Annotated in this window: 21 protein-coding genes and 1 pseudogene; 11 read left to right on the plus strand and 11 right to left on the minus strand. The window is 57.9% G+C overall.

Going from position 1 to position 21,478, the window contains the following annotated elements:
- Window positions 1–44: 44 nt before the first annotated feature.
- On the minus strand, window positions 45–968 hold the full coding sequence (locus AB7M26_RS22130; RefSeq protein ID WP_429376641.1) for a magnesium transporter CorA family protein: 924 nt from the start codon (window positions 966–968) through the stop codon (window positions 45–47).
- A gap of 7 nt (window positions 969–975) precedes the next feature.
- Window positions 976–2,454 (minus strand): RimK family protein, encoded by a 1,479-nt coding sequence (locus AB7M26_RS22135; protein ID WP_185022122.1) that lies wholly within the window; start codon window positions 2,452–2,454, stop codon window positions 976–978.
- Between the two features lie 200 nt (window positions 2,455–2,654).
- On the opposite strand from AB7M26_RS22135, the gene rimI reads away from it, so the two are divergent.
- Window positions 2,655–3,752: a ribosomal protein S18-alanine N-acetyltransferase gene (rimI, locus tag AB7M26_RS22140; protein ID WP_123496719.1), complete on the plus strand. Its 1,098-nt coding sequence runs from the start codon at window positions 2,655–2,657 to the stop codon at window positions 3,750–3,752.
- 106 nt (window positions 3,753–3,858) lie between these two features.
- Here rimI and AB7M26_RS22145 read toward each other — a convergent pair whose 3' ends face one another.
- Both AB7M26_RS22145 and AB7M26_RS22150 read right to left on the minus strand, forming a co-directional pair.
- Window positions 3,859–5,010: a PQQ-dependent sugar dehydrogenase gene (locus tag AB7M26_RS22145; RefSeq protein WP_123496721.1), complete on the minus strand. Its 1,152-nt coding sequence runs from the start codon at window positions 5,008–5,010 to the stop codon at window positions 3,859–3,861.
- Window positions 5,011–5,061: 51 nt separating this feature from the next.
- Window positions 5,062–5,418: a hypothetical protein gene (locus AB7M26_RS22150; protein WP_123496723.1), complete on the minus strand. Its 357-nt coding sequence runs from the start codon at window positions 5,416–5,418 to the stop codon at window positions 5,062–5,064.
- A 209-nt stretch (window positions 5,419–5,627) separates the two neighbouring features.
- Here AB7M26_RS22150 and ku point away from each other — a divergent pair, with 209 nt between their 5' ends.
- Entirely contained in the window at window positions 5,628–6,488 is an 861-nt protein-coding gene (ku, locus tag AB7M26_RS22155) for a non-homologous end joining protein Ku (protein WP_123496886.1), read from the plus strand.
- A gap of 140 nt (window positions 6,489–6,628) precedes the next feature.
- Here ku and AB7M26_RS22160 read toward each other — a convergent pair whose 3' ends face one another.
- A complete protein-coding gene (locus AB7M26_RS22160; protein WP_429388936.1) occupies window positions 6,629–7,570 on the minus strand; it encodes an IS110 family transposase in 942 nt (313 codons plus the stop codon).
- A gap of 251 nt (window positions 7,571–7,821) precedes the next feature.
- Window positions 7,822–8,721: a lipid A hydroxylase LpxO gene (lpxO, locus tag AB7M26_RS22165; RefSeq protein WP_123496887.1), complete on the minus strand. Its 900-nt coding sequence runs from the start codon at window positions 8,719–8,721 to the stop codon at window positions 7,822–7,824.
- 382 nt (window positions 8,722–9,103) lie between these two features.
- Here lpxO and AB7M26_RS22170 point away from each other — a divergent pair, with 382 nt between their 5' ends.
- Window positions 9,104–9,310, plus strand: coding sequence for a hypothetical protein (locus AB7M26_RS22170; protein WP_123496725.1), 207 nt, complete (start codon window positions 9,104–9,106; stop codon window positions 9,308–9,310).
- Between the two features lie 141 nt (window positions 9,311–9,451).
- Here AB7M26_RS22170 and AB7M26_RS22175 read toward each other — a convergent pair whose 3' ends face one another.
- Window positions 9,452–9,733: an excalibur calcium-binding domain-containing protein gene (locus AB7M26_RS22175; RefSeq protein ID WP_032830181.1), complete on the minus strand. Its 282-nt coding sequence runs from the start codon at window positions 9,731–9,733 to the stop codon at window positions 9,452–9,454.
- Window positions 9,734–10,178: 445 nt separating this feature from the next.
- Between AB7M26_RS22175 and AB7M26_RS22180 the strand changes: the two are divergent.
- The 3 genes and pseudogenes from AB7M26_RS22180 to AB7M26_RS22190 form a co-directional block, all read left to right on the plus strand.
- A pseudogene (locus AB7M26_RS22180) lies at window positions 10,179–10,411 on the plus strand (integrase); the annotation flags it as partial.
- Window positions 10,412–10,416: 5 nt separating this feature from the next.
- Entirely contained in the window at window positions 10,417–12,006 is a 1,590-nt protein-coding gene (locus tag AB7M26_RS22185; RefSeq protein ID WP_123496728.1) for an ABC-F family ATPase, read from the plus strand.
- A gap of 303 nt (window positions 12,007–12,309) precedes the next feature.
- Window positions 12,310–13,497, plus strand: coding sequence for an MFS transporter (locus AB7M26_RS22190; RefSeq protein WP_123496730.1), 1,188 nt, complete (start codon window positions 12,310–12,312; stop codon window positions 13,495–13,497).
- A gap of 25 nt (window positions 13,498–13,522) precedes the next feature.
- On the opposite strand, the gene AB7M26_RS22195 is transcribed toward AB7M26_RS22190, so the two are convergent.
- Window positions 13,523–14,560, minus strand: coding sequence for an alpha/beta hydrolase family protein (locus AB7M26_RS22195; protein WP_123496732.1), 1,038 nt, complete (start codon window positions 14,558–14,560; stop codon window positions 13,523–13,525).
- 171 nt (window positions 14,561–14,731) lie between these two features.
- Entirely contained in the window at window positions 14,732–15,343 is a 612-nt protein-coding gene (locus AB7M26_RS22200) for an FMN-dependent NADH-azoreductase (RefSeq protein WP_123496734.1), read from the minus strand.
- Window positions 15,344–15,475: 132 nt separating this feature from the next.
- On the opposite strand from AB7M26_RS22200, the gene AB7M26_RS22205 reads away from it, so the two are divergent.
- Both AB7M26_RS22205 and AB7M26_RS22210 read left to right on the plus strand, forming a co-directional pair.
- Window positions 15,476–16,384 (plus strand): LysR substrate-binding domain-containing protein, encoded by a 909-nt coding sequence (locus AB7M26_RS22205; protein WP_123496736.1) that lies wholly within the window; start codon window positions 15,476–15,478, stop codon window positions 16,382–16,384.
- Window positions 16,381–16,740 carry an MmcQ/YjbR family DNA-binding protein gene (locus tag AB7M26_RS22210; RefSeq protein WP_454238991.1) on the plus strand — a complete coding sequence of 120 codons (360 nt, stop codon included), beginning with the start codon at window positions 16,381–16,383 and terminating at the stop codon, window positions 16,738–16,740. Before AB7M26_RS22205 ends, AB7M26_RS22210 begins: the two co-directional genes overlap by 4 nt.
- Window positions 16,741–16,746: 6 nt before the next feature.
- Here AB7M26_RS22210 and AB7M26_RS22215 read toward each other — a convergent pair whose 3' ends face one another.
- On the minus strand, window positions 16,747–17,178 hold the full coding sequence (locus AB7M26_RS22215; RefSeq protein WP_123496738.1) for a DUF1294 domain-containing protein: 432 nt from the start codon (window positions 17,176–17,178) through the stop codon (window positions 16,747–16,749).
- Window positions 17,175–18,005, minus strand: a complete 831-nt coding sequence (locus AB7M26_RS22220; protein WP_123496740.1) for an undecaprenyl-diphosphate phosphatase — start codon at window positions 18,003–18,005, stop codon at window positions 17,175–17,177. Before AB7M26_RS22220 ends, AB7M26_RS22215 begins: the two co-directional genes overlap by 4 nt.
- A gap of 293 nt (window positions 18,006–18,298) precedes the next feature.
- On the opposite strand from AB7M26_RS22220, the gene AB7M26_RS22225 reads away from it, so the two are divergent.
- The 3 genes from AB7M26_RS22225 (at window position 18,299) to AB7M26_RS22235 (ending at window position 21,250) form a co-directional block, all read left to right on the plus strand.
- The gene (locus AB7M26_RS22225) at window positions 18,299–19,933 is read left to right on the plus strand and encodes a methyl-accepting chemotaxis protein (RefSeq protein ID WP_123496742.1); all 1,635 of its coding nucleotides are present in this window, start codon (window positions 18,299–18,301) and stop codon (window positions 19,931–19,933) included.
- A 232-nt stretch (window positions 19,934–20,165) separates the two neighbouring features.
- A complete protein-coding gene (gene pnuC, locus AB7M26_RS22230; RefSeq protein ID WP_123496744.1) occupies window positions 20,166–20,729 on the plus strand; it encodes a nicotinamide riboside transporter PnuC in 564 nt (187 codons plus the stop codon).
- On the plus strand, window positions 20,726–21,250 hold the full coding sequence (locus tag AB7M26_RS22235; protein ID WP_123496746.1) for an AAA family ATPase: 525 nt from the start codon (window positions 20,726–20,728) through the stop codon (window positions 21,248–21,250). Before pnuC ends, AB7M26_RS22235 begins: the two co-directional genes overlap by 4 nt.
- The last annotated feature ends 228 nt before the right edge of the window (window positions 21,251–21,478 follow it).

Genomic DNA, 21,478 nt, shown 5'->3' on the forward strand with positions numbered 1-21,478 from the left:
TAAATGTGGGAGCGGACTTGCAGGCGATCTGACAGCCGCCGAAGTCACTTCGCCAGGCGCTTGAGGCCAATCACCATCACTCCCGCTCCCAGCATCATCGCCGTCAGAAACAACGGATAGGAAATCCACCACGGCGTGCCAGTGGTCATCATGCTGAACTCGGACATACCGCCAATGCTCGCAACCAGGTTCAACGGCAGAAACACCACGTTGATCAGCGTCAGTTTGCGCAGCAGGTTGTTCATGCTGTTGTTCATCAGGTTGCCGCGCGCGTCGATCAGCCCGGAGAACACCGTGGAGTAGATTTCCGCCTGCTTGTAGCACTGGTTGTTCTCGATAATCAGATCGTCGATCAAACCGATGGCTTCAGCGCTGAAGTGTTCCTTCGCCGCATGATTACGCAGCCGGGTCAGGACCGCGCCGTTGCTGTGAATGGCGTTGATGTAATAGATGAGGCTTTCGCTGAGGTTGAACATCTGGACCAGATGCTGGTTCTGCATCGAGGCATTGAATTTTTGCTGCAACTCCCGGGCAACCATCTTGATCACCTTGAGGTGCCCCAGATAGTGATGAATGTTGTTGAACAACAGGTCGAGCAACACATCCAGTGGTGTCTTCAGTGACTGCCGCGTGCCGAGGCCGCTGAGCGGTGAGTCGTCGGTGGCGATCACCAGCAGACGCCCCGGGGAAAACAGCAAGCCGCAGGATGACACTTCGAAGGCCAGGCTGCCGCCGCCGGAGTAGTTTTCCGGGCGTTTCCAGATCAGGAACAGGTTGTCGGGGTGGAACTCGATGCGTGACACCTCGTCGGGGTCCAGGGCTGAGGCCAGAGCGTGTTCATCGAGTTTGAAATGGCTGTGCAACAGATCCCGCTCGGCCGCATCGGGGTTGCTGAACAGCATCACGTCGGCGTCCAGCCGTTCGACCGCGTGCAGGGCGCCATGGCTCAGTTCAAAGCTTTTGATCATCGGCCGCTCACCAGGCCTGGCCGCGGCGCTTGAGCTCCAGCCGACGGACAAACTCTTCCAGCACCAGGGAATACAAATCGTCCTGCAAGTAGGCGTCTTCGATGCCGGCGTCCATGTTCGGGTTGTCGTTGACTTCGATCACCACCACTTTGTCGCCGGACTGTTTGAGGTCGACGCCGTAGAGGCCGTCGCCGATGAGATTCGCGGTTTTCACCGCCAGTTCAACCACCGCTCGCGGCGCTTCGTGAACCGCCAGGGTGCGGCATTCGCCGTTGATGTCCTGGCCTTTGGCTTTGTGGTTGTAGATCTGCCAATGGCCCTTGGACATGAAGTACTGGCAGGCAAAGATCGGCTTGCGGTTGAGCACGCCAATGCGCCAGTCGTATTCGGTGTAGAAAAATTCCTGGGCCAGCAGCAACACCGAGTGTTCGAACAGTTCGGCGGTGGCGTCAAGCAAGGCTTGCTGGCTTTCGACCTTGATGACGCCCTTTGAGAAACAACCGTCGGGGATCTTCAACACCAGTGGAAACCCCAGACGCTCGCCTACCCGCTCGAAATCTTCCGGTCGTTCCTTGTAGAGGATTTCAGTGGCGGGCATGCCCAGCTGATGGCTCTTGAGCAAATCAGTCAGGTAAACCTTGTTGGTGCAGCGCAGGATCGACGCCGGGTCATCCATCACCACCAAACCTTCGCTCTCGGCCTTTTTGGCGAAGCGGTAGGTGTGGTTGTCGACGCTCGTTGTCTCGCGGATCAGGAGCCCGTCGTATTCGGCGATTCGGGCGTAGTCCTTGCGTTCAATCAGCTCGACGTCGATACCTAGTGTCTTGCCAACCCTGACGAAGTTGTCCAAAGCCTTGGGATTGGAGGGTGGCAATGCTTCTTGCGGATCGTGCAGAATGGCCAGGTCATAACGGGCCAATCGCCTGGAGCGCGGCATGCGCCAGATCTTGCGACTGAAACTGTCGAGCGCATTAGCGAATTGATCTTCCTGATCTTCACGCAACTTATGCAAGGCGCCAAACTTTACACCTTCGATGTGCCAACCGTTAGTTCGACGAAACTCAACCAGCAATATCGGACAAGGAAAAACCTCGAACAACTGTCGAGACAGATCCTGCAATGGCTCGATAGCGGTTTTGCCGAAATACAGTGTCAGGGTAAATCCTTCGGTATCGCTGTAAAGATGATTGCTGAGGGCCTTTTCCAGGGTTTTATCCAGATCATCCAGGGCCAGCCCATACAGGGATTTTCGAGTCAGCTCGCTGATAGTCCGCACCGACGGTATAACCTTGTGCCCCCGCGCTTCGGCCAGCAGCGAGCAGTAATAACCGTGCCCGAGGTACTTGTAGCTGCGGCACAGGTTAATCACCTGAACCCGCTTGCCCTGCTCGTTATCGCGGGTCTGTTCGAGGTATTCCTGGGCAGTGACGATGTCTTCACTGGGGAAATAGGAGGCCCAGTCTTCCTTGCGTTCGACGATGATCATCAACTGGCTGGAAGTTCTTATCGAGCCATTTAAATAGTTTGTGGAAGTTATTGCTGTTGGTAACGTTTGCTCAGATACTTCGCGCCAATGACCTTGTACCGCTGACATAGTGATTGATCCATTAAAGAACAAGACCTTTCCTATTAAGCACGAACTTTTTCGAAAGTCCCGTTTCGTTACGCAACTTTTACGGCGGTTATATGAATCCTGTTTTTCGCTTGGCGGTAGTTGAAGATATACCGTCACTGCTGGCACTCGAACAGCAATGTTTCACCACGGACCGGCTCAACAGTCGCAGTTTTCAATGGATGATTACTCGGGCTCACGGGCAACTGCTGGTGGCCCAACGAGGCGAGCAATTGGTGGGCTATGCGGTGGTGCTATTTCACCGGGGCACTTCATTGGCGCGCCTGTACTCGATTGCGATAGCCCTTGATGCTCGCGGCAGTGGACTGGGCAAGCAATTGCTCGAACGTGTCGAGGCCTGCGCCATTGAGCATGACTGCGCCTACCTGCGGCTGGAAGTGCGCATCGACAATCCAACGGCAATTGCTCTGTATGAGCGTAACGGCTACCGGCGTTTTGCGCTGATTCACGACTATTACCAAGACCATGCCGACGCGCTGCGCCTGGAAAAACGTATCCTCCAGCACCGCGATTCACGCAACATCAAGGTGCCTTACTACCCGCAGACCACCGAGTTCACCTGTGGCCCGGCCTGCCTGCTGATGGCCATGGGCGCGCTGCAAGACGATCGAGCGTTGGAGCGCGGTGAAGAACTGCAAATCTGGCGCGAGGCGACCACGGTGTTCATGACGTCTGGCCACGGTGGCTGCAGCCCTCAAGGTCTGGCGCTGGCAGCGTGGCGGCGTGGCTTTCGGGTGCGGCTGCAACTGAGCATGGCCGGGCCGCTGTTTCTCGACGGCGTGCGCGATGCGCATAAAAAAGACGTAATGCGCCTGGTACACGAGGCGTTCACGGCGCAGTTGCAAGCCACCGACGTGGAACGAATGATCGGCGGACCACTGGATCTGCCACGGTTACTGCACGATGGCGGACAGCCGCTGGTATTGATCAGCAGCTATCGCCTGACCCGTTCCAAGGCGCCGCACTGGGTGATCGTCACCGATTGCGATGAAGAGTTTGTCTACCTGCACGATCCGGATGTGGATCACAGCCAGCATCGTCAGCCGATCGACTGCCAGCACTTGCCGGTCAGCCATGGGGAATTCGACAAAATGTGCAGTTTCGGACGAGGCAAGCTGCGGGCTGCGGTGATTCTCTATCGGCGTGAGTAAACCTGTGGCGAGGGAGCTTGCTCCCGTTCGAGTGCGAAGCAGTCGATTGCATGGGGGCGCTTCGCACCCCAGCGGGAGCAAGCTCCCTCGCCACAGATTATGCGTATTACTTCAGGCCAAGCTTGTACAGCACCCCGTCATCTTCATCGGTCAGCAAATACAGATAACCATCCGGCCCCTGCCGTACATCACGAATCCGTTTGTTGAGCTCACCCAGCAACCGCTCTTCGTGAACAACCTTGTCGCCTTCGAACTGCAGGCGAATCAGCTCCTGACTCACCAGCGCCCCGATAAACACGTTGTGCTGCCAGGCCTTGAAGCGATCGCCGTCATAGAAGGCCATGCCGCTGAGGCCGGGGGATTTTTCCCAGACATGGTGCGGGCCCACGGTACCTTCGGCGGTTTCGCCCTTGGCTTCCGGGATCGGCAGGCCAGAATAGTTGATGCCGTGGGTTGCCATCGGCCAGCCATAATTTTTGCCACGCTCGATGATGTTGATCTCGTCGCCGCCCCGTGGGCCGTGCTCGTTTTCCCAGAGCGTGCCGCTCCAGGGATTGAGTGCCGCGCCTTGCGGGTTGCGTTGGCCGTAAGACCAGATTTCCGGGCGAACGCCTTTTTGCCCGACAAAGGGATTGTCTTGCGGCACCTTGCCATCCGGATAGAGCCGCACGACCTTGCCTTGCAGCTTGTCGAGATCTTGCGCCGTGGGCCGGTCGTTATTCTCGCCCAGGGTGATGAACAGATAACCGTCACGGTCGAACACCAGTCGTGAGCCGAAATGATTGCCGACGGAAAGCTTGGGCTCCTGACGGAAGATCACCCTGAAATCCTTGATCGCCGTCAGGTCTTCCGACAACCGTCCGCGACCGACTGCCGTGCCGGCCTTGCCGCCCTCACCGCCCCCTTCGGCGTAAGACAGATAGACCATGCGGTCTTGCTTGAAATAGGGCGACAACACCACATCGAGCAATCCGCCCTGCCCCTTGGCCCAGACCTGAGGCACGCCATTGAGCGGACCCGAGAGTTTGCCGTCGGCACTGACCAGCCGCAGGTTGCCGGGCCGTTCGGTCACCAGCATCCCTTGGCGGTCAGGCAGAAACGCCAGCGCCCAAGGGTGGTCCAGACCTTTAACGATCGGCGTGAGCTCAAGGGTGCCCTGCTCGCTTTTCATATCCTGTATCGGTGCCGCGAAAACGGGCGCCGTGACTGTAAATAATGCGCTGGCACAGAAGGTGGCCAAGACGGTTTTACGCAACATGCACGATTCCTTTTGTCGTCAAAATGGCTGGCAAGACCTCTGTCCTGCCGTTCAACGGTAGTTGCGGTTCGAGTCCCGGGGCGGTGGATTGGGAATGAATTTCGGTTGGCTGGCGGGAGCCTGTCGATCTTGCGGATAGCGGTTGCCGATACCACCATTATCGAGCGTTGGCGGTCGTGGCACAGGCACCGTGTTTGGCCCGCGGATTACCGGGATATTGGGTTGCGTGCCTTGCATGCTGTTGGGATTGGCCCGGCGAATCGGGCTGTTGTAGGGATTGTTGTTGCTTCCCGGCAGGTTCTGCGCCAGCAGCAAGGGCGAAGACGACGATGCGGCGTCTGCCAGCGCCAAAGGGCTTAGCACGCCACTCAATGCCAGCGCGATGACGCCGAGCACACATCGGTTCATGAGGACCTCTCTAAATGAGCATGCCACGCTTCATGGATGAATAGAGCCACGCTACGCCCAGGGTTCGGATTTGTTAACTAAAACCTCCCCCGCAACATGTAACACGAGTTAACCGCACCGCCGATCCGCCCGCAGGACCGGGCCGCCGCCGACTGAAACTTTTGCCCTTGGCCACAGGTCACCTGAACATCAACGACGAGGTCACGACGATGGCACGGGCAATCTGGAAAGGCGCAATCAGTTTCGGTCTGGTGCACATTCCCGTTGCGCTGGTTTCAGCGACGTCTTCGCGCGGGATCGACTTCAAATGGCTCGACAGCCGCAGCATGGACCCGGTCGGCTACAAGCGCATCAACAAGGCCACCGGCAAGGAAGTCACCCAAGAGCACATCGTCAAAGGGATCGAGTACGAAAAAGGACGTTACGTGGTGCTCAGTGAAGAGGAGATTCGCTCGGCTCATCCACTGTCGACCCAAACCATCGACATTTTTGCCTTTGTCGCCAGCGAGCAAATCCCCCTGCAAAACATCGACACGCCCTACTACCTGGCGCCGGACAAACGCGGCGGCAAGGTCTATGCGCTGTTGCGCGAAACCCTCAGCAAAACCGATAAGGTCGCCCTGGCCCGCGTGGTGTTGCATTCGCGCCAGCACCTGGCGGCCCTCATGCCGCTGGAATCAGCCATGGTGCTGGTGATGCTGCGCTGGCCCGCCGAAGTGCGCAGCATTGCTCAACTGGAACTGGGCAGTGAAGTGACCAAGCCGGATCTGGCCAAAGGCGAGCTGGAGATGGCCAAACGACTGGTGGAGGACATGAGTGCCGACTGGACGCCCGAAGAGTACCGCGACAGTTTCGAAGACAAGATCATGGCGCTGGTCGAGAAGAAGGCGAATGAAGGCAAGATCGAAGATGTCGAAACCGTGACGGGTGAAGAGGTGCGTAAAACCGCCGATGTCATCGATCTGACCGAACTGCTCAAACGCAGTCTTGGTGGCAAGGGCGGCGGTAAAGGGGCTACTAAAGCCAAATCTGCTGCGCAGAAAAAACCCACGAAACGGTCTAGCGGTTGACCTCCTGGGACATCCATAAGTTTTGCAGGGAAAATACCGGCCTCTTCGCGGGCAAGCCCGCTCCCACAGGTTCGGCGGCGTTCGCAGAATTTGTATTCGATGCGGATACTGTGGGAGATTCTATGGTTGAGGGGAAGCCCTCAACCGGCTTTGGGTTGATATTCGCTCTGTCCTTTCAGCAGGGCGAATACGACCCGAGCCAGCTTGCGAGCCAGCATTACCAGCGCCTGAGTGGTGCTGAAACCCCGCGTTCTTTGTTCTTCGTAATACCCTTTCCAGGCTTTCGTACGGCTAGCCGACATCGCTGCATTGTGCAGAAGCCGGCGGGCCTCGGGGTCGCCGCGCTTGGTCAAACTGCGGCGAGCGTCCTTCTGTCCTGATTTCGCCACCCGTAAATCCATGCCCAGGAAGGCGATAAATGCATCCGCGTTTCTAAAATCTCCTCGCTGAAATGCAGTTATCAAGCGGGCCCCAGTCAAAAATCCAATACCCCCAACTTTCAGGCAGCGCTTCAATTGACCGAGCAAACCAGCTTCTTTGAGCTGATCGTTGATCGTCTTTTCGATCAGCGTCTCAAGCTGCTGCATGGACTTCACTTGCTCGGCAAAAGCCGCCTTGAGCAGCGGTTCATTCGACCAGCTCTGCACCAGGCCGACCCTGGCCTGGACCAAGGCTGCGCGACGGCGGAAAAGGCTCAGGAGCTGGCGGTACAGCGGTGAGGGCGGGGTCCAAGGACGCAACTCCTCGGCTTCGTTCTTCAGGTAACGAGCCAGCAGCTTGGCATCCAGGGCGTCGGTTTTGGCACGGATCTTCACGCCTTCGCGATAATGTTTGAGTTCATAGCCTCCCACCATGTAAATCGTGCAACCGGCCTCATAGGCCAGATCAGCGAAGTCCAGGTGGTAAATGTTGGTCGCCTCAATGGCAATAGCCACCGTCCCCGACAACGCCTTCAGCCACTGCTTGATGGATGTTCTGGTGTTGGGAATCTCTTCAAGAAAATCACCATCAGACTGATAAATCACCAGTTCATTCTTGGCGACATCCACACCTACGATCGGTTTTGATAGAGAGACCGGCATTGCCACAGGATTTCCTCCGGGATAAGGTTTGAGCACTTGAAGGGCTCACCCAGAGGCGCAGGCTTGTTCCTATCGTCGGTCTAGCCAGATGCATTCTTTATCGGCGCTTGGGTGAAAGGAGGAGGGGCGAAATCTCCCACGGTCTGTACTGCGTCAACAGTCAGAATCGAGCCTTGTCCCTCCTCCTCCCTTCAAGTCCTACCATACAAGCGAGCCTGCTCGCGATGGCGTCATGCGCCACAACGCAAAACTCAGATCAAAACAAAAATCGCCAGTAACCCGCCAAAAACCGCCCATTTCTCCAAGTAGTAGCGAGTACGGTTACGCTTCTTGAGCGCTTTGCCACGCAGACGAATCTTGTAGATTCTGGCGAACAAGCGGTTGATGCCACCGACCTTGTCGCCCGCATCGTTCGGTGCCCCCGCCGCTGCCATCACCGTACGGCTGAACCAACGGTTGAACGCCGCCGCCCAGCGATACTTCATCGGCCGCTCGATGTCACAGAACAGGATGATGCGGTTCTGCGCAGTGGTGTTTTCGGCGTAATGAATGAAGGTCTCATCGAACATCACCGCTTCGCCATCGCGCCAATGGTAGTTCTCACCATCGACGTTGATGTAGCAACCGGCGTCGTTCGGCGTTTCCAGCCCCAAGTGGTAACGGTAAGAACCGGCATACGGATCGCGGTGACGGACCAGTTTCGAACCCGGCGGCAGTTCGGCGAACATCGCGGCCTTGATCGAGCCGATGCTTTGCACCAGTTCAGTCGTGCGCGGGCAGAGCTTTGCGGCGGACGGGTGACTGTCGCCGTACCATTTGAGGTAGAAACGCTTCCAGCCACTTTTGAAAAACGAGTTGAAACCAACGTCGTCGTACTGATTGGAACGTTTGATCTCCCCGGCCTTGAGCAAATTCTGGCCTTCAGCGCGAATCTCTTCCCAATGAGCCTGCAAAGGGCTCAAGTCGGGAAAGTCTGCCGGATTGAGATAAGGCTTGTTGGGCGTTTTGGAGAACAGATAAAGGAAGCAATTGACCGGCGCCAGAAACGTCGAGTGGTCGCTTAACTGACGGCCTAATTTGTGGCGCACCTTTCCGCGCAAGTGAACATACGCGACGGAGATGACATAAATAGCGGCAATAATAAGTTTCACGAAAATCGTCACACGTCAGAAGTGAACAAAACTGCGTCCCGATGGCGCGTTCTTGAGCCATGCCGACGGTCGGCATGGGGTCAAAGATGGCATTTTAGCCACACCTTGTAACTAATAGTTAACCTTCAACTGTGAAAATGTGTCCACGTTATTAGTAGCGCGGCTCGGCCGGTAATGCGAACCGCTCTCCCGATAGTAGCCCCATGCCATACCACCATCCGTCGAATATGTAAACACGACACTCAATACGCGGCCCCGTCTGGCTTAGGCTTTGCAAAGGCCGACCTAGCAGCCCCAGAGCGACATAATTCTGACGCGGCGGCAATTAAATCAACGCTTAGGACTCCAGCGATACGCTTGGTCAGTCACCGGGAGATGTAACGTGTCAACTCTCAATGAAATCGCAGCGAACCACGCGAGAATGGCTAAGGCAAAAGAAGAAGAGTCGACCGGGCTGAGTGAGCGGCACCTTCAAATAGTGGGAAGTTTCGAAATCCCGTCTATCGATGACCAACAACACATTCCACTGCACCTCATTACTGGAGGGCAGGACAACCATCCCGGACAAGCCGCTGGTTATTTGCTTTAGATCCCGATCGGGTCAGTCTGGCTTGTCGCACGCTGTTCAGCGTGCGGCAAGCCAGACGTTCAGTCAGAAAATCGGGTTTCAAAACGCCCCCATTTAAAATTTTTTCTTAAATCATTAAGCCTGTCGCTGAGCGGCAAATAGTCATTGGCACCACTGCGACTCACAGGGGATTGCGTCGTTGTCGCCGTCCATTTTCATTCCTGGGCAATTTTGCAGAAAGTTTTTGGCCTCTGCGCACGAGGTCATCTGTGAACAATATTTGCGCCCATCACATTTGAATGGCGCTGAAACAGGCTTCGGCGCAGTCACGACTGTAGCGATTTCTTTGGGATTCGATAGTTGAGCCGTAGCCCAGGACTGTAGTTCAGGGGAAAACTTCCAAGCCAACAGACCCACAACAAGCATCACCAAAATCAGTTTCATTTTGATCCCACCCATGATGAGAGGCCATTTGCGTTCTCACGTTGCCTGCTTTCCAGCGTAACGGCGGGCGAGGAGCGCGTCTTGGGCAAGAACCAGGAAGAGTATCTGCAAGACGAAGCGCCAGCACGCCCGGAAACCCGAGCCCTGACGAAGAAGAATAGACCCCTCCCCACTTTCTGCTGTCACGCGTGGTATGGAGAGACGAATCTGAAGAGGTGCCCACCCTGACCAAGTGCTGGCCATTCAGTAATCCATCTGAAACACACGAGGCCGGGCAAGCGGTGCTGACTTTACCCAGAGCCACGCCAAGTGTCCCGAACACAACGCTGAACAAAAATAACATCGAGGCAGCTCTACGCTCCCCGGCCTATCCAGGATGAACGACCTCCCAGCCAGCCCCCGGTTCTGCACAAACCGGGACCGAACCTTGAAGAAGCCTGCGACACGTTATCGCCCACCGTACAACTGCCGTCACACATATGCGACAATATGCGCAATGTCTGGCATGAATCCCGCCTTTTTGCCCAACAGCTTGGACACCGCGTCCAGATGCTGCTCTCGACTTATGCGCGCTGGTTGAACTCTAGCGGTGACTGGGAAGAGATGGAGAGAAACTCCAGAATGTCCCAGGAATGGCCCAAGCGCCAAATGCGCAGCTCGCAACCCATTGATAGGTAAAGTAATTGATCTCCACAGCTAACATCACGATGCAGTTCGGCGCCAAGCCGCTATTCGAAAACGTTTCGGTCAAATTCGGCGCCGGTAACCGCTACGGCCTGATCGGCGCCAACGGTTGCGGCAAGTCGACCTTCATGAAAATCCTCGGTGGCGACCTCGAGCCGTCCGGCGGCCAGGTCATGCTCGAGCCGAACGTGCGTCTGGGTAAATTGCGCCAGGACCAGTTCGCCTACGAAGAATTCACCGTGATCGACACCGTGATCATGGGTCACGAAGAGCTGTGGAAGGTCAAGGCCGAGCGCGACCGCATCTACTCGCTGCCGGAAATGACCGAAGAAGACGGCATGGCCGTGGCCGAACTGGAAACCGAATTCGCCGAAATGGACGGCTACACCGCCGAATCCCGCGCCGGTGAATTGCTGTTGGGTCTGGGTATCGGCATCGAGCAGCATTTTGGCCCGATGAGCGAAGTGTCCCCGGGCTGGAAACTGCGCGTGTTGCTGGCGCAGGCACTGTTCTCCGATCCTGAAGTGCTGTTGCTCGACGAACCGACCAACCACCTGGACATCAACACCATCCGCTGGCTGGAAAACATTCTGACCCAGCGCTCCAGCCTGATGATCATCATCTCCCACGACCGTCACTTCCTGAACAGCGTGTGTACCCACATGGCTGACCTGGACTACGGCGAACTGCGTCTGTTCCCGGGCAACTACGACGAGTACATGACCGTGGCGACCCAGTCCCGCGAGCAATTGCTGTCGGACAACGCCAAGAAGAAGGCGCAGATTTCCGAGCTGCAATCGTTCGTCAGCCGCTTCTCGGCCAACGCCTCGAAAGCCAAGCAAGCGACCTCCCGCGCCAAGGCGATCGACAAGATCCAACTGGCCGAAGTCAAGCCTTCGAGCCGTGTGAGCCCGTTCATCCGTTTCGAACAAACCAAGAAGCTGCACCGTCAGGCGGTCATCGTCGAGCGCATGGCCAAAGGCTTCGACGGCAAGCCGCTGTTCAAGGACTTCAGCTTCCAGGTTGAAGCCGGCGAGCGCGTGGCGATCATCGGCCCGAACGGTATCGGTAAAACCACCCTGCTGCGCACCCTGGTCAACGAATTGACCCCGGATGCCGGTACCGTGAAGTGGACCGACGCCGCGGAATTGGGCTACTACGCCCAGGACCACGCACACGACTTTGAAGACGACTGCAACCTGTTCGACTGGATGGGTCAATGGACCCAGGGCGGCGAGCAACTGGTTCGCGGCACCCTCGGCCGGATGCTGTTCTCCAACGATGAAATCCTCAAGTCGGTCAAGGTCATCTCCGGTGGTGAGCAAGGTCGCATGTTGTTCGGCAAGCTGATCCTGCAAAAGCCGAACGTGCTGGTGATGGACGAACCGACCAACCACTTGGACATGGAATCCATCGAGGCGCTGAACCTGGCGCTGGAGAACTACCCGGGCACGCTGATCTTCGTCAGCCACGACCGTGAGTTCGTATCGTCCCTGGCCACTCGCATCATCGAGTTGAGCGCCGATGGCGTGATCGACTTCAGCGGCACCTATGACGACTACCTGCGTAGTCAGGGTGTTTTGATGTAAGACGGCTGCAAGTTCAATTGAAAAGCCCTGTCCTGGTGACGGGGCTTTTTGCATTTCAGATCCAAAGGGTCTTGGTGCTGAGACCATCGCGAGCAGGCTCCCCACAGTTGATCTCCAGTGAACATAAATTCTGTGTACGCCGCTACCCCTTGTGGGAGCGAGCCTGCTCGCGAAGTCCCTCACAAGCGATGTAAATACTGAAGGCTTATGCTGATCTGCAATCCACATCGTTAGCCTGCTTTCTTTTATTTCATACCCACGCCATGATGCCGTTCTCCTACCGCCGCCCGCGAACGAGCTCTCATGTCTGTGCAGCAACTGCCCCCGCAAAGCTCCATGGCGATCACTCTGCAGATCGTCTCCATCGTTTTCTATACCTTTATTGCCTTCCTCTGCATCGGTCTGCCGATTGCCGTGTTGCCCGGGTATGTCCATGAACAGTTGGGGTTCAGCGCCATCGTGGCGGGGCTGACCATTGGTTCTCAGTACCTGGCCACCCTGCTCAGCCGGCCCATGGCCGGGCGTCTGTCGGACAGCATCGGCACCAAGCGGGCGATTGTTTACGGCTTGTCGGGGATTGCGTTGAGCGGCGTTCTGACATGGCTGTCGACCCTGCTGCAAGGTTGGCCGTTGTTGAGCCTGATCATCCTGATCGCTGGCCGCTTATTGCTGGGCATCGCCCAAGGGTTGATCGGGGTCGGCACGATCAGTTGGTGCATGGGCCAGGTCGGTGCCGAGCATACGGCGCGTTCGATTTCCTGGAACGGCATCGCCTCGTACGGCGCCATCGCCATCGGCGCGCCACTGGGGGTCGTGATGGTCGCTGAACTAGGGTTCGCCAGCCTCGGGATCGCGCTGTCGTTACTGGCCCTGCTGGCGCTGCTGTTGATCCGCAACAAACCGTCGGTGCCGGTGATTCGCGGCGAGCGCCTGCCGTTCTGGGCGGTGTTCGGGCGCATTGCCCCCTTCGGCGCGAGCCTGAGCCTGGCGTCCATCGGATACGGCACGCTCACTACCTTTATTACCCTGTATTACGTCAGCCTTGGCTGGACCGGCGCGGCTTACTGCCTGACGGTATTCGGGGTCTGTTTCATTCTGGCGCGGCTGTTGTTCATCTCCAGCATCAGCCGTTTCGGTGGCTTCACCTCCGCCATCGCCTGCATGACCATTGAAACCGTGGGGCTGGTCTTGCTGTGGCTGGCGCCCTCGACGGGTTATGCCTTGATCGGCGCTGGGCTGACCGGGTTCGGTCTGTCGCTGGTGTATCCGGCGCTGGGGGTGGAAGCGATCAAGCAAGTGCCCAATTCCAGCCGCGGAGCGGGTTTGAGCGCCTATGCGGTGTTTTTCGATCTGGCGCTGGCGATTGCCGGACCGCTGATGGGCGCGGTGGCGTTGAACCTGGGGTATTCGTGGATTTTCTTTAGTGCGGCGATGTTGTCGATCACCGGACTTGGTTTGACCCTGCTGCTGAAACACCGCGCAATGACCTGACACCTGCAATCCCTTGTGGGGGAAATTATTGATCGGCGGTCTGCATCCCGGCGCGGGTGGGCTTGCCCAGGGCATGGGCGAAGAACCGTCCGGCTTCGGAAATCATGTTGCGGTGAATGTCCTTGCGGTCGACGCCGTCGGCATCGGTACACAGCGCCGGCATGGCGGCGATCTGTTCTTCGTTGCACGGCGCCAGGAACACGAAGTGCCCTGCCCCGGCCAGCAATTTGAAGTCCGGTGCGGTTGGCAGTTTGCGCGCAAGCGCTGCGGCGTTTTTGTCGAACGCCACCAGTTTGTCGCCATCACCGCTGTAAAGCAGCACCGGCACATGCACGTCGGCCAGGGTATGGCGACCGAACTTCAGACTCAGCGGCGCCATCAGCAACAAGGCATGCACGCGCGGGTCTGCCACTGGCTGCAAGTCGTCGCGGTCGACGATCAGTTCGCCTTGCGTGTTGCAGGCATCGTGATCATCCGGGCGCTCCTGGCAATAACGGCGCAGACGATCCAGATCCGGGGTGGCGCCGGACAGAATCAGTGCAGTCTCACCGCCCGCCGAATAGCCAATCACCCCGACCTGCTCGGCATTGACGAAAGGCGCGAGCGTCCGGTCGCCCAAAGTCGCGGTAATGGCTTCGGAAATCTGGATCGGCCGACCATAAAGGTTGCTCAAGGTGCCGAGGCGGCTGTGGTCTTTGGAGTTGTCGCCGGGATGGATCACCGCCACCACCACAAAGCCCTTTCGCGCCAATGAGGTGGCGAGGTCGTGCAGGGCCAGCGGGGTTCCGGTGTTGCCGTGGGACAGCATCAGCATCGGGAAACGTCCGATGGCGACTTTGGTGTCTTCACCCGCTTCGACCGTATAGCCCTCGAGCGTGCTGGAATGTTCCTTTTCACTGGACGGGTAAAACGCGATGGCGCGCATCGGCTGCAAATCCAGTGGATCGAGGAAGGTCATCTCATGGAAACCGACGCTCCAGTGAGGATGCGGCGCAGGCGCGGCATGCACTGAATTCAGGCTGCCGAGCAGGCAAATCAGTAGCGTTGCACAAAGACGTGCCATGGGATGCCCCCACCTTATTACCTGACCGCAGACGTTAAGCCTCGGTTGCATAACCTGGGCCAGAAACTGATTACCGCCAGAAACAAAAAACTCCGTACCTGGCCATCACGATGACCAGAATACAGAGTTTCAGGGGTATTGCCCGAGGCTGTTTACGACTTTATGCAAGCCTTACGCAGCGGCGAACAGTTGCTCGCTGATGTGCGCCTGAGCATCGCTCATGGCTTTGGTGCGCACTTCATCACCATAGGCCAGGCCATGGGCGCGGACGAACTCGATGTCGGTGATACCCAGGAAGCCGAACAGCACTTTCAAATAATCTTCGTGCGCAACACCGGTCGCCTGACCGACATGCAGACCACCGGAAGTGGAAACGATCACGACTTTCTTGCCGCCGCACAGGCCTTCAGGGCCAGCTTCGGTGTAGCGGAAAGTCTGACCGGCCACGGCGATGCGGTCGATCCAGGCCTTGAGTTGGGTCGGAATAGTGAAGTTGTACATCGGTGCGGCAATCACGACGGCATCGGCAGCGATGAATTCGGCCAGGGCCTGCGCGCTCAGATCGGCTTCGTGCTGTTGCGCGGCGTTGCGCAGCTCTGCGGCAGTGCCGGCGGCAACCAGGGTGGAGGCGGAGAAATGGCTGATGGCATCGGCGGCCAGGTCGCGGTAAGTCACCACAACGTCAGGCTCGGCAGATTGCCAGGTTTTGACGACTTCGCCGCTCAGCTGACGGGAAGCCGAGTTGTCACCCAGAATGCTCGAATCGATATGCAGTAATTTCATGTGGGATCTCCAAGGTGAGGATCGCCACCGGGCGATCTGATGGAAACAATCCTACCGACGAAAGCAATGGCTGATTAGTCGGTAACAATGCGATAGTTCGTCCCACTGATAGAACAGTCGAGTATTAAATCGATGCAAGACCTCAACGACCTCTACTATTTCGCCAAAGTGGTCGAAGCCGGTGGCTTTGCTGCAGCCGGGCGTTTACTGGGGATTCCCAAGTCGCGATTGTCGCGACGCATTGCTGAGCTGGAAGAACGCCTGGGCGCGCGCCTGCTGCAACGCACAACCCGCCAACTCAACCTCACCGCCGTGGGCGAGCGCTACTTGCGCCATTGTCAGGCGATGCTGCTGGAGGCCGAAATGGCCGACGAAGCGGTGGCCAGCATGTCCAGCGAACCCCGGGGGCGCTTGCGAGTGTCCTGCCCCGTAGGGTTGGCCCATCAAATGCTGCCTGGGGTGATCAGTAATTTTCTGGAGAAATTCCCCCAGGTCCAACTGGAAGTCATGCTGCTCAATCGTCGGGTTGACTTGATCAACGAGGGCATCGACGTTGCCTTGAGAGTGCGGGATCTGGGTGATGAAGATCCATTGCTGGTGACCCGTCGCCTGCGTCAGGCTCAGATGCTGATGGTTGCCAGCCCGGCATTTTTGCTCGGCCATGAAATCAATCACCCCGAAGACCTGAAAAATCTGCCCGTGCTCGGCGCTCTGGAGGCCGATCGCATGGTGCACATCCGCATGCTTGATCAACAGGGCAAAAACTACGACCTGAGCCTTGAGGCGCGTTTGGGCTGCGAAGATTTCATCGTGCGCAAAGCCTGCACCCTCAACGGCCAGGGCTTTACCATGCTGCCCATGATGTATTGCGAGCAAGAGCTGGAAAACGGTTCGCTGGTGCAACTATTGCCCGACTGGTCATTGCCGGGCGGCTGGTTGCAAGCCGTCTACCCTCATCGACGCGGGGTGATGCCGGCGGTGCGCGCCTGGATCGATCATTTGATCGAATCATTCAATGTTTGCGGGGACAGACTGTTATGAAAGCGGGACGAATGAGCGAAGAGGATGTCGCGCAATACTGCCTGGCGTTGCCCGGCGCGCGGGAGGATTACAAGTGGGGTGGCGTGCGGGTGTTTTCGATTGCCGGGAACAAGATGTTTGCCTTGCAGAACCTGCGGGGACAGTCCCTGGCGTTCAAGGTCGACAAGGACTTGTTCCTGGGCCATTGCGACCGGCCGGGCATTCACCCGGCGCCGTATCTGGCCCGGGCCCAGTGGGTCATCATGGAAACGCCCTACCCGCTGGGCACCGAAGAGCTGCAAGGCTTGCTGCAACGTTCCCACCAACTGGTGGTGAGCAAGTTGCCCAACCGCACGCAGGTCGGCTTGCTGCTTTAAAGTGCTTTAAAACAATGCAAACAGGTTAGCGCCCAGAAACAGCTGATCGATCCAGAACACCTGGTGCATCAGCACGATGAGCCAGAACACCAACTGGAACGAGACTTTGCGGGTCTTGTGCCGAAACGCTTGCTGGGCCAGCAAGGCGCCCGGCCAACCACCCGCCAACTCCACCGCGTGCAAGACGTTCTCCGGCGTGCGCCAGCTATCGGCGCGGGCCTTGTGCTTGTCGCTCCAGTACAGGAAAAACGCCAGCACGCTGACGATGCCATAGGCCGCCAGGGGAATCACCGACACCCCGCGCAGCCACATCGACACCGAGCCAAACAACGGCACTGCGCACAGCACAACGAACACCAGCAGTTTCAGCCGCAGGTTCTGAATGGCGCCCCCGGACTTGCGCCCGGGGTTGTTGTTGCGCGCACTGGAATCGCTCATGGCTTGACCGCTGTCCAGTCGACCCAACCGAATTGCCAGGTGGCCAGGATCAGCAGACCGAACGCAATGCGGTACCAGGCGAATGTCGCGTAGCTGTGACTGGCAATGAAGATCAGCAGCCCCCGGACAGCAATCATCGCGCAGACAAAGGCAGTGACGAACCCGATGGCAAATACCGGAAAATCAGCCGGCACAAACAGGTCACGGTATTTGTAGCCCGAGTACACCGCCGCCCCGACCATGGTTGGCATGGCGAGGAAGAACGAGAACTCGGTGGCCGTTTTGCGCGACAACCCGAACAGCAAGCCGCCAATGATCGTCGAACCGGAACGCGAAGTCCCCGGAATCATCGCCAGACACTGGGCGAAGCCGACTTTGAGAGCGTCTTTCCAGGTAATGTCATCGACGCTTTCAGCATGCACTTCATGCTGGCGACGTTCGGCCCACAACATCACGACCCCGCCCACGACCAATGCTGTAGCCACGGTAATCGGGTTAAACAGGTACTCGTGAATCAAGTCGGCGAAAATCACCCCCAACACCACCGCCGGCAGGAAAGCGATCAACAGGTTCGCGGTAAAACGCCGAGCGCTGGGCTGCGTCGGCAAGCCAATGACCACGTCGAAGATCTTGCGGCGAAACTGCCAGACCACCGCCAGGATCGCGCCGAGCTGAATGATGATATTGAAGGCCATGGCGCGCTCGCCGCCGAAATTGAGCAAGTCCGCCACAATGATCTGGTGCCCGGTACTGGAAATGGGCAAGAACTCCGTCAGCCCTTCCACCACGCCTAAAATCAATGCCTGAAAGGCCGTCCAAAGATCCATCAATCCCCCAAGAAACAATGCCCCCAGGCATGCTCCGTTAATAATTTATAAGCGTTAACTGCGATCAACCTTAGCTGAATCCCCGCGCGCACAAGATCCACGCAAAACGGTAAAAATTGCGTGAAAAAAAGACTTGGGCTCAGGTTTTCCCGTGCGGGGCCGAAATCCTATCAGACAAGCCTCGTTTACGCTGCCGCGTAATAGGACCTGAGTCGGATAGGCCCGATCGGCAAAGTGTGATTGGATGCTGGCGATCGTTTATTACAAGAACAAGAAACCGGAGTAACCGCGTTATGAACAGCTTGCGCAGTGTGTCGATCAGCCGACGCTTGTGGCTCATCTTGATCGTGGCCGTGGTGATGCTATTGACGTTGGGCGTGTTGATGCTCAAGCAGATTCACGACGACCTCTATCAGGCCAAGGCCCAAAAGACCCAGCACGTGGTGCAGACCGCCAGCGGGATCCTCACCTACTATCACGGCCTGGAAACTGCCGGCACCCTCACCCGCGATGCCGCGCAAAAACAGGCACTGACCGCCGTGCGCGGTTTGCGCTACGACCAGAACGATTATTTCTGGATCAACGACCTGACGCCCGTCATGGTCATGCACCCGACCAATCCGAAACTTGAAGGTCAGAATCTCTCGACGATCCGCGACCCCGACGGTTTCGCGCTGTTCAACGAGATGGTCGCCATCGCCAAGGCCAAGGGTGCCGGCATGGTCGATTACCGCTGGCCGAAACCGGGCGCCAGCGCGCCGGTGGAAAAAACCTCCTACGTGAAACTGTTCGAGCCCTGGGGTTGGGTGATCGGTTCCGGCGTGTACATCGATGACATGCAGGCCGAGTTTCATGCCCAAGTCTGGAAGGCCTCTTTTGTGGGGCTGGTGATTGCGCTGATCATGGCCCTGCTGGTGATCATGATTGCCCGCAGCATCGTGCGTCCGCTCCAGGAAACCGTGAACGCCATGGCCAACATTGCCAGCGGTGAAAGCGACCTGACCCGCAGCCTCGATACCCACGGTCAGGACGAAGTCACGCAACTGGCCCGACACTTCAACGCCTTCACCGCGAAACTGCGCCTGGTGATCAGTCAGTTGCAGGTGTCCGCCGGCGCGCTCGGCCAGTCTTCCAGCGAACTGGGCAACGATGCCGCGCAAGCCCAGCAACGCAGCCAGCAACAATCCCAACAAATGGAGCTGGTGGCGACCGCGATCAACGAAGTGACCTACGGCGTGCAGGATGTGGCCAAGAATGCCGAACACGCGGCCAGTGAAATGCGCAATGCCGAGTCTCAGGCGCAACAGGGCCAGGTCAATATCGACGGCAGCCTGCAGCAGATCGACAAGCTGTCGTCGACCATCGATCAAGCCGTTGAAGTGATTCGTACGCTGGCCGCCGAAAGCACGCAAATCGGCAGCGTTCTGGAAGTGATCCGCTCCATCGCCGAACAAACCAACTTGCTGGCCCTCAACGCAGCCATCGAAGCCGCCCGAGCCGGCGAGCAAGGTCGCGGGTTTGCGGTGGTCGCCGATGAAGTACGCCTGTTGGCCCAGCGTACTCAAAAGTCGACGGCGGAAATCCAGTCGATGATCGAACGCCTGCAAAGCCATTCGGAAGCGGCGGTCAAGGTGATTGGCGACAGCAGCCGTGCCTCGCAACTGACCATCGAGCAGGCCGGCCTGGCCGGCGCCAGCCTGAATGCCATCGGCCAGGCCTTGCGCAATCTCAATGGGTTGAACGCTTCGATTGCCAGTGCGACCTTGCAACAGGCCCATGTGGTGGAAGACATCAACCAGAACGTGACCCAGGCCGCAGGCTTGTCCCACAGCACGGCACTGGCGGCCGAGCAGTCGAGCGTGGCCAGCGTTCATCTCAAGGAATTGAGCGAGCAGTTGAACGGGTTGCTGAAGCAGTTTCGGGTGTAACTGCGTCCCGGCATTCCCGCTGTCCCTTGTGGGAGCGGGCTTGCCCGCGATGGCGGCGGCACAGTCAATATCGATGCCACCTGACACACCGCTTTCGCGGTGCAAGCCCGCTCCCACAGGGATTGCGTTTCATTGACTGGCATTGGCAAGCCCCCCTTCCCCACAACAAGCCCATTCCCCCGCAATCCGGGTACAATTCGCCCCCTCATTTTTACGACACCAAGGAACCTCCATGTCCGGGCTTGAACTGTTTGCTGCCGCCCTCGGCGTGATTGCCGTCTGGTTGACGGTCAAACAGAACCCTTGGTGCTGGCCGATCGGGCTGGTCATGGTGCTGCTGTATAGCTGGATCTTTTTCGAAGTGAAGCTGTATTCGGACATGCTGCTGCAAGTGATCTACGCCGGTTTGCAGATCTACGGCTGGTGGCAGTGGACCCAGGGGACCGCGACTCATGGCAAGCGGCATGTCAGCCTGCTCGATGGCAAATCCGTTGCGCTCGGACTGGCCGTCGGCGCAGTCGGCAGTTTGCTGCTGGGCTCCGCGATGGCCCACTGGACCGATGCCGCGCAGCCCTGGCTCGATGCGGCACTGACCGGTTTCAGCCTGGTGGCGCAGTTATGGATGGCGCAAAAACGTCTGCAATGCTGGCCGCTGTGGATCGCGCTGGACATCATTTTTGTTGGCCTGTTCATCTACAAAGAGCTGTACCTGACCGCGGGCCTGTATGGGGCGTTCGCACTGCTGGCAGTGCATGGCTGGCGGACATGGCGCACCGATCCGGCGTTGCGCACATGAAAGTTCTGGTACTGACGGGGCCTGAGTCCAGTGGCAAGAGCTGGCTGGCCGCCGAACTGCAACAGCAATTCGGCGGCGCTCTGGTGGGCGAATACGTGCGCTGGTTCATTGACCAGGAGGCGCGCGACACCTGCCCGGCCGATATTCCCGAAATCGCTCGCGGTCAGCTGCAATGGGAGGACGACGCCCGCGCCCTGGGGCCGTCGTTGCTGATTCTCGATACTCACTTGTTGAGCAATATGCTCTGGAGCGAAACCCTGTTTGGCGATTGCCCGGCCTGGCTCGAGCAAGCACTGCTGGCTCGACACTATGACTTGCACTTGCTGCTGTCGCCCGAACAAGTCGACTGGACCGATGACGGTCAACGGTGTCAGCCCGAGTTGGAGGAACGCCGGGCTTTTTTCAACGCGACTCAAGCATGGCTGGAGCAGCATCGACAACCTGTTCAAGTGCTTCAGGGCGATTGGGCCGAACGCCGGCTTCAGGCATTGCAAGCGGTCACGCTGCTGCTCGGGCGCTGAGCCGGACAACACCCAGATCCCTGTGGAGGGCTTGCCTGCGAAGACGGCGGCACAGTCAATATTGATGTCGCCTGACACACCGCTTTCGCGGGCAAGCCCGCTCCCACAGGGATTGCGCTTGACTTGACTGGCTTGCACACGCCTCCAGCATTTGTTGCAGTATTTTTGCAAATACGTCCGCTTCTGAAACACCGTCCCCTCTCGAACAACCCATTTCAACGCCGGTCA

Source organism: Pseudomonas sp. F-14 TE3482 (assembly GCF_053629455.1).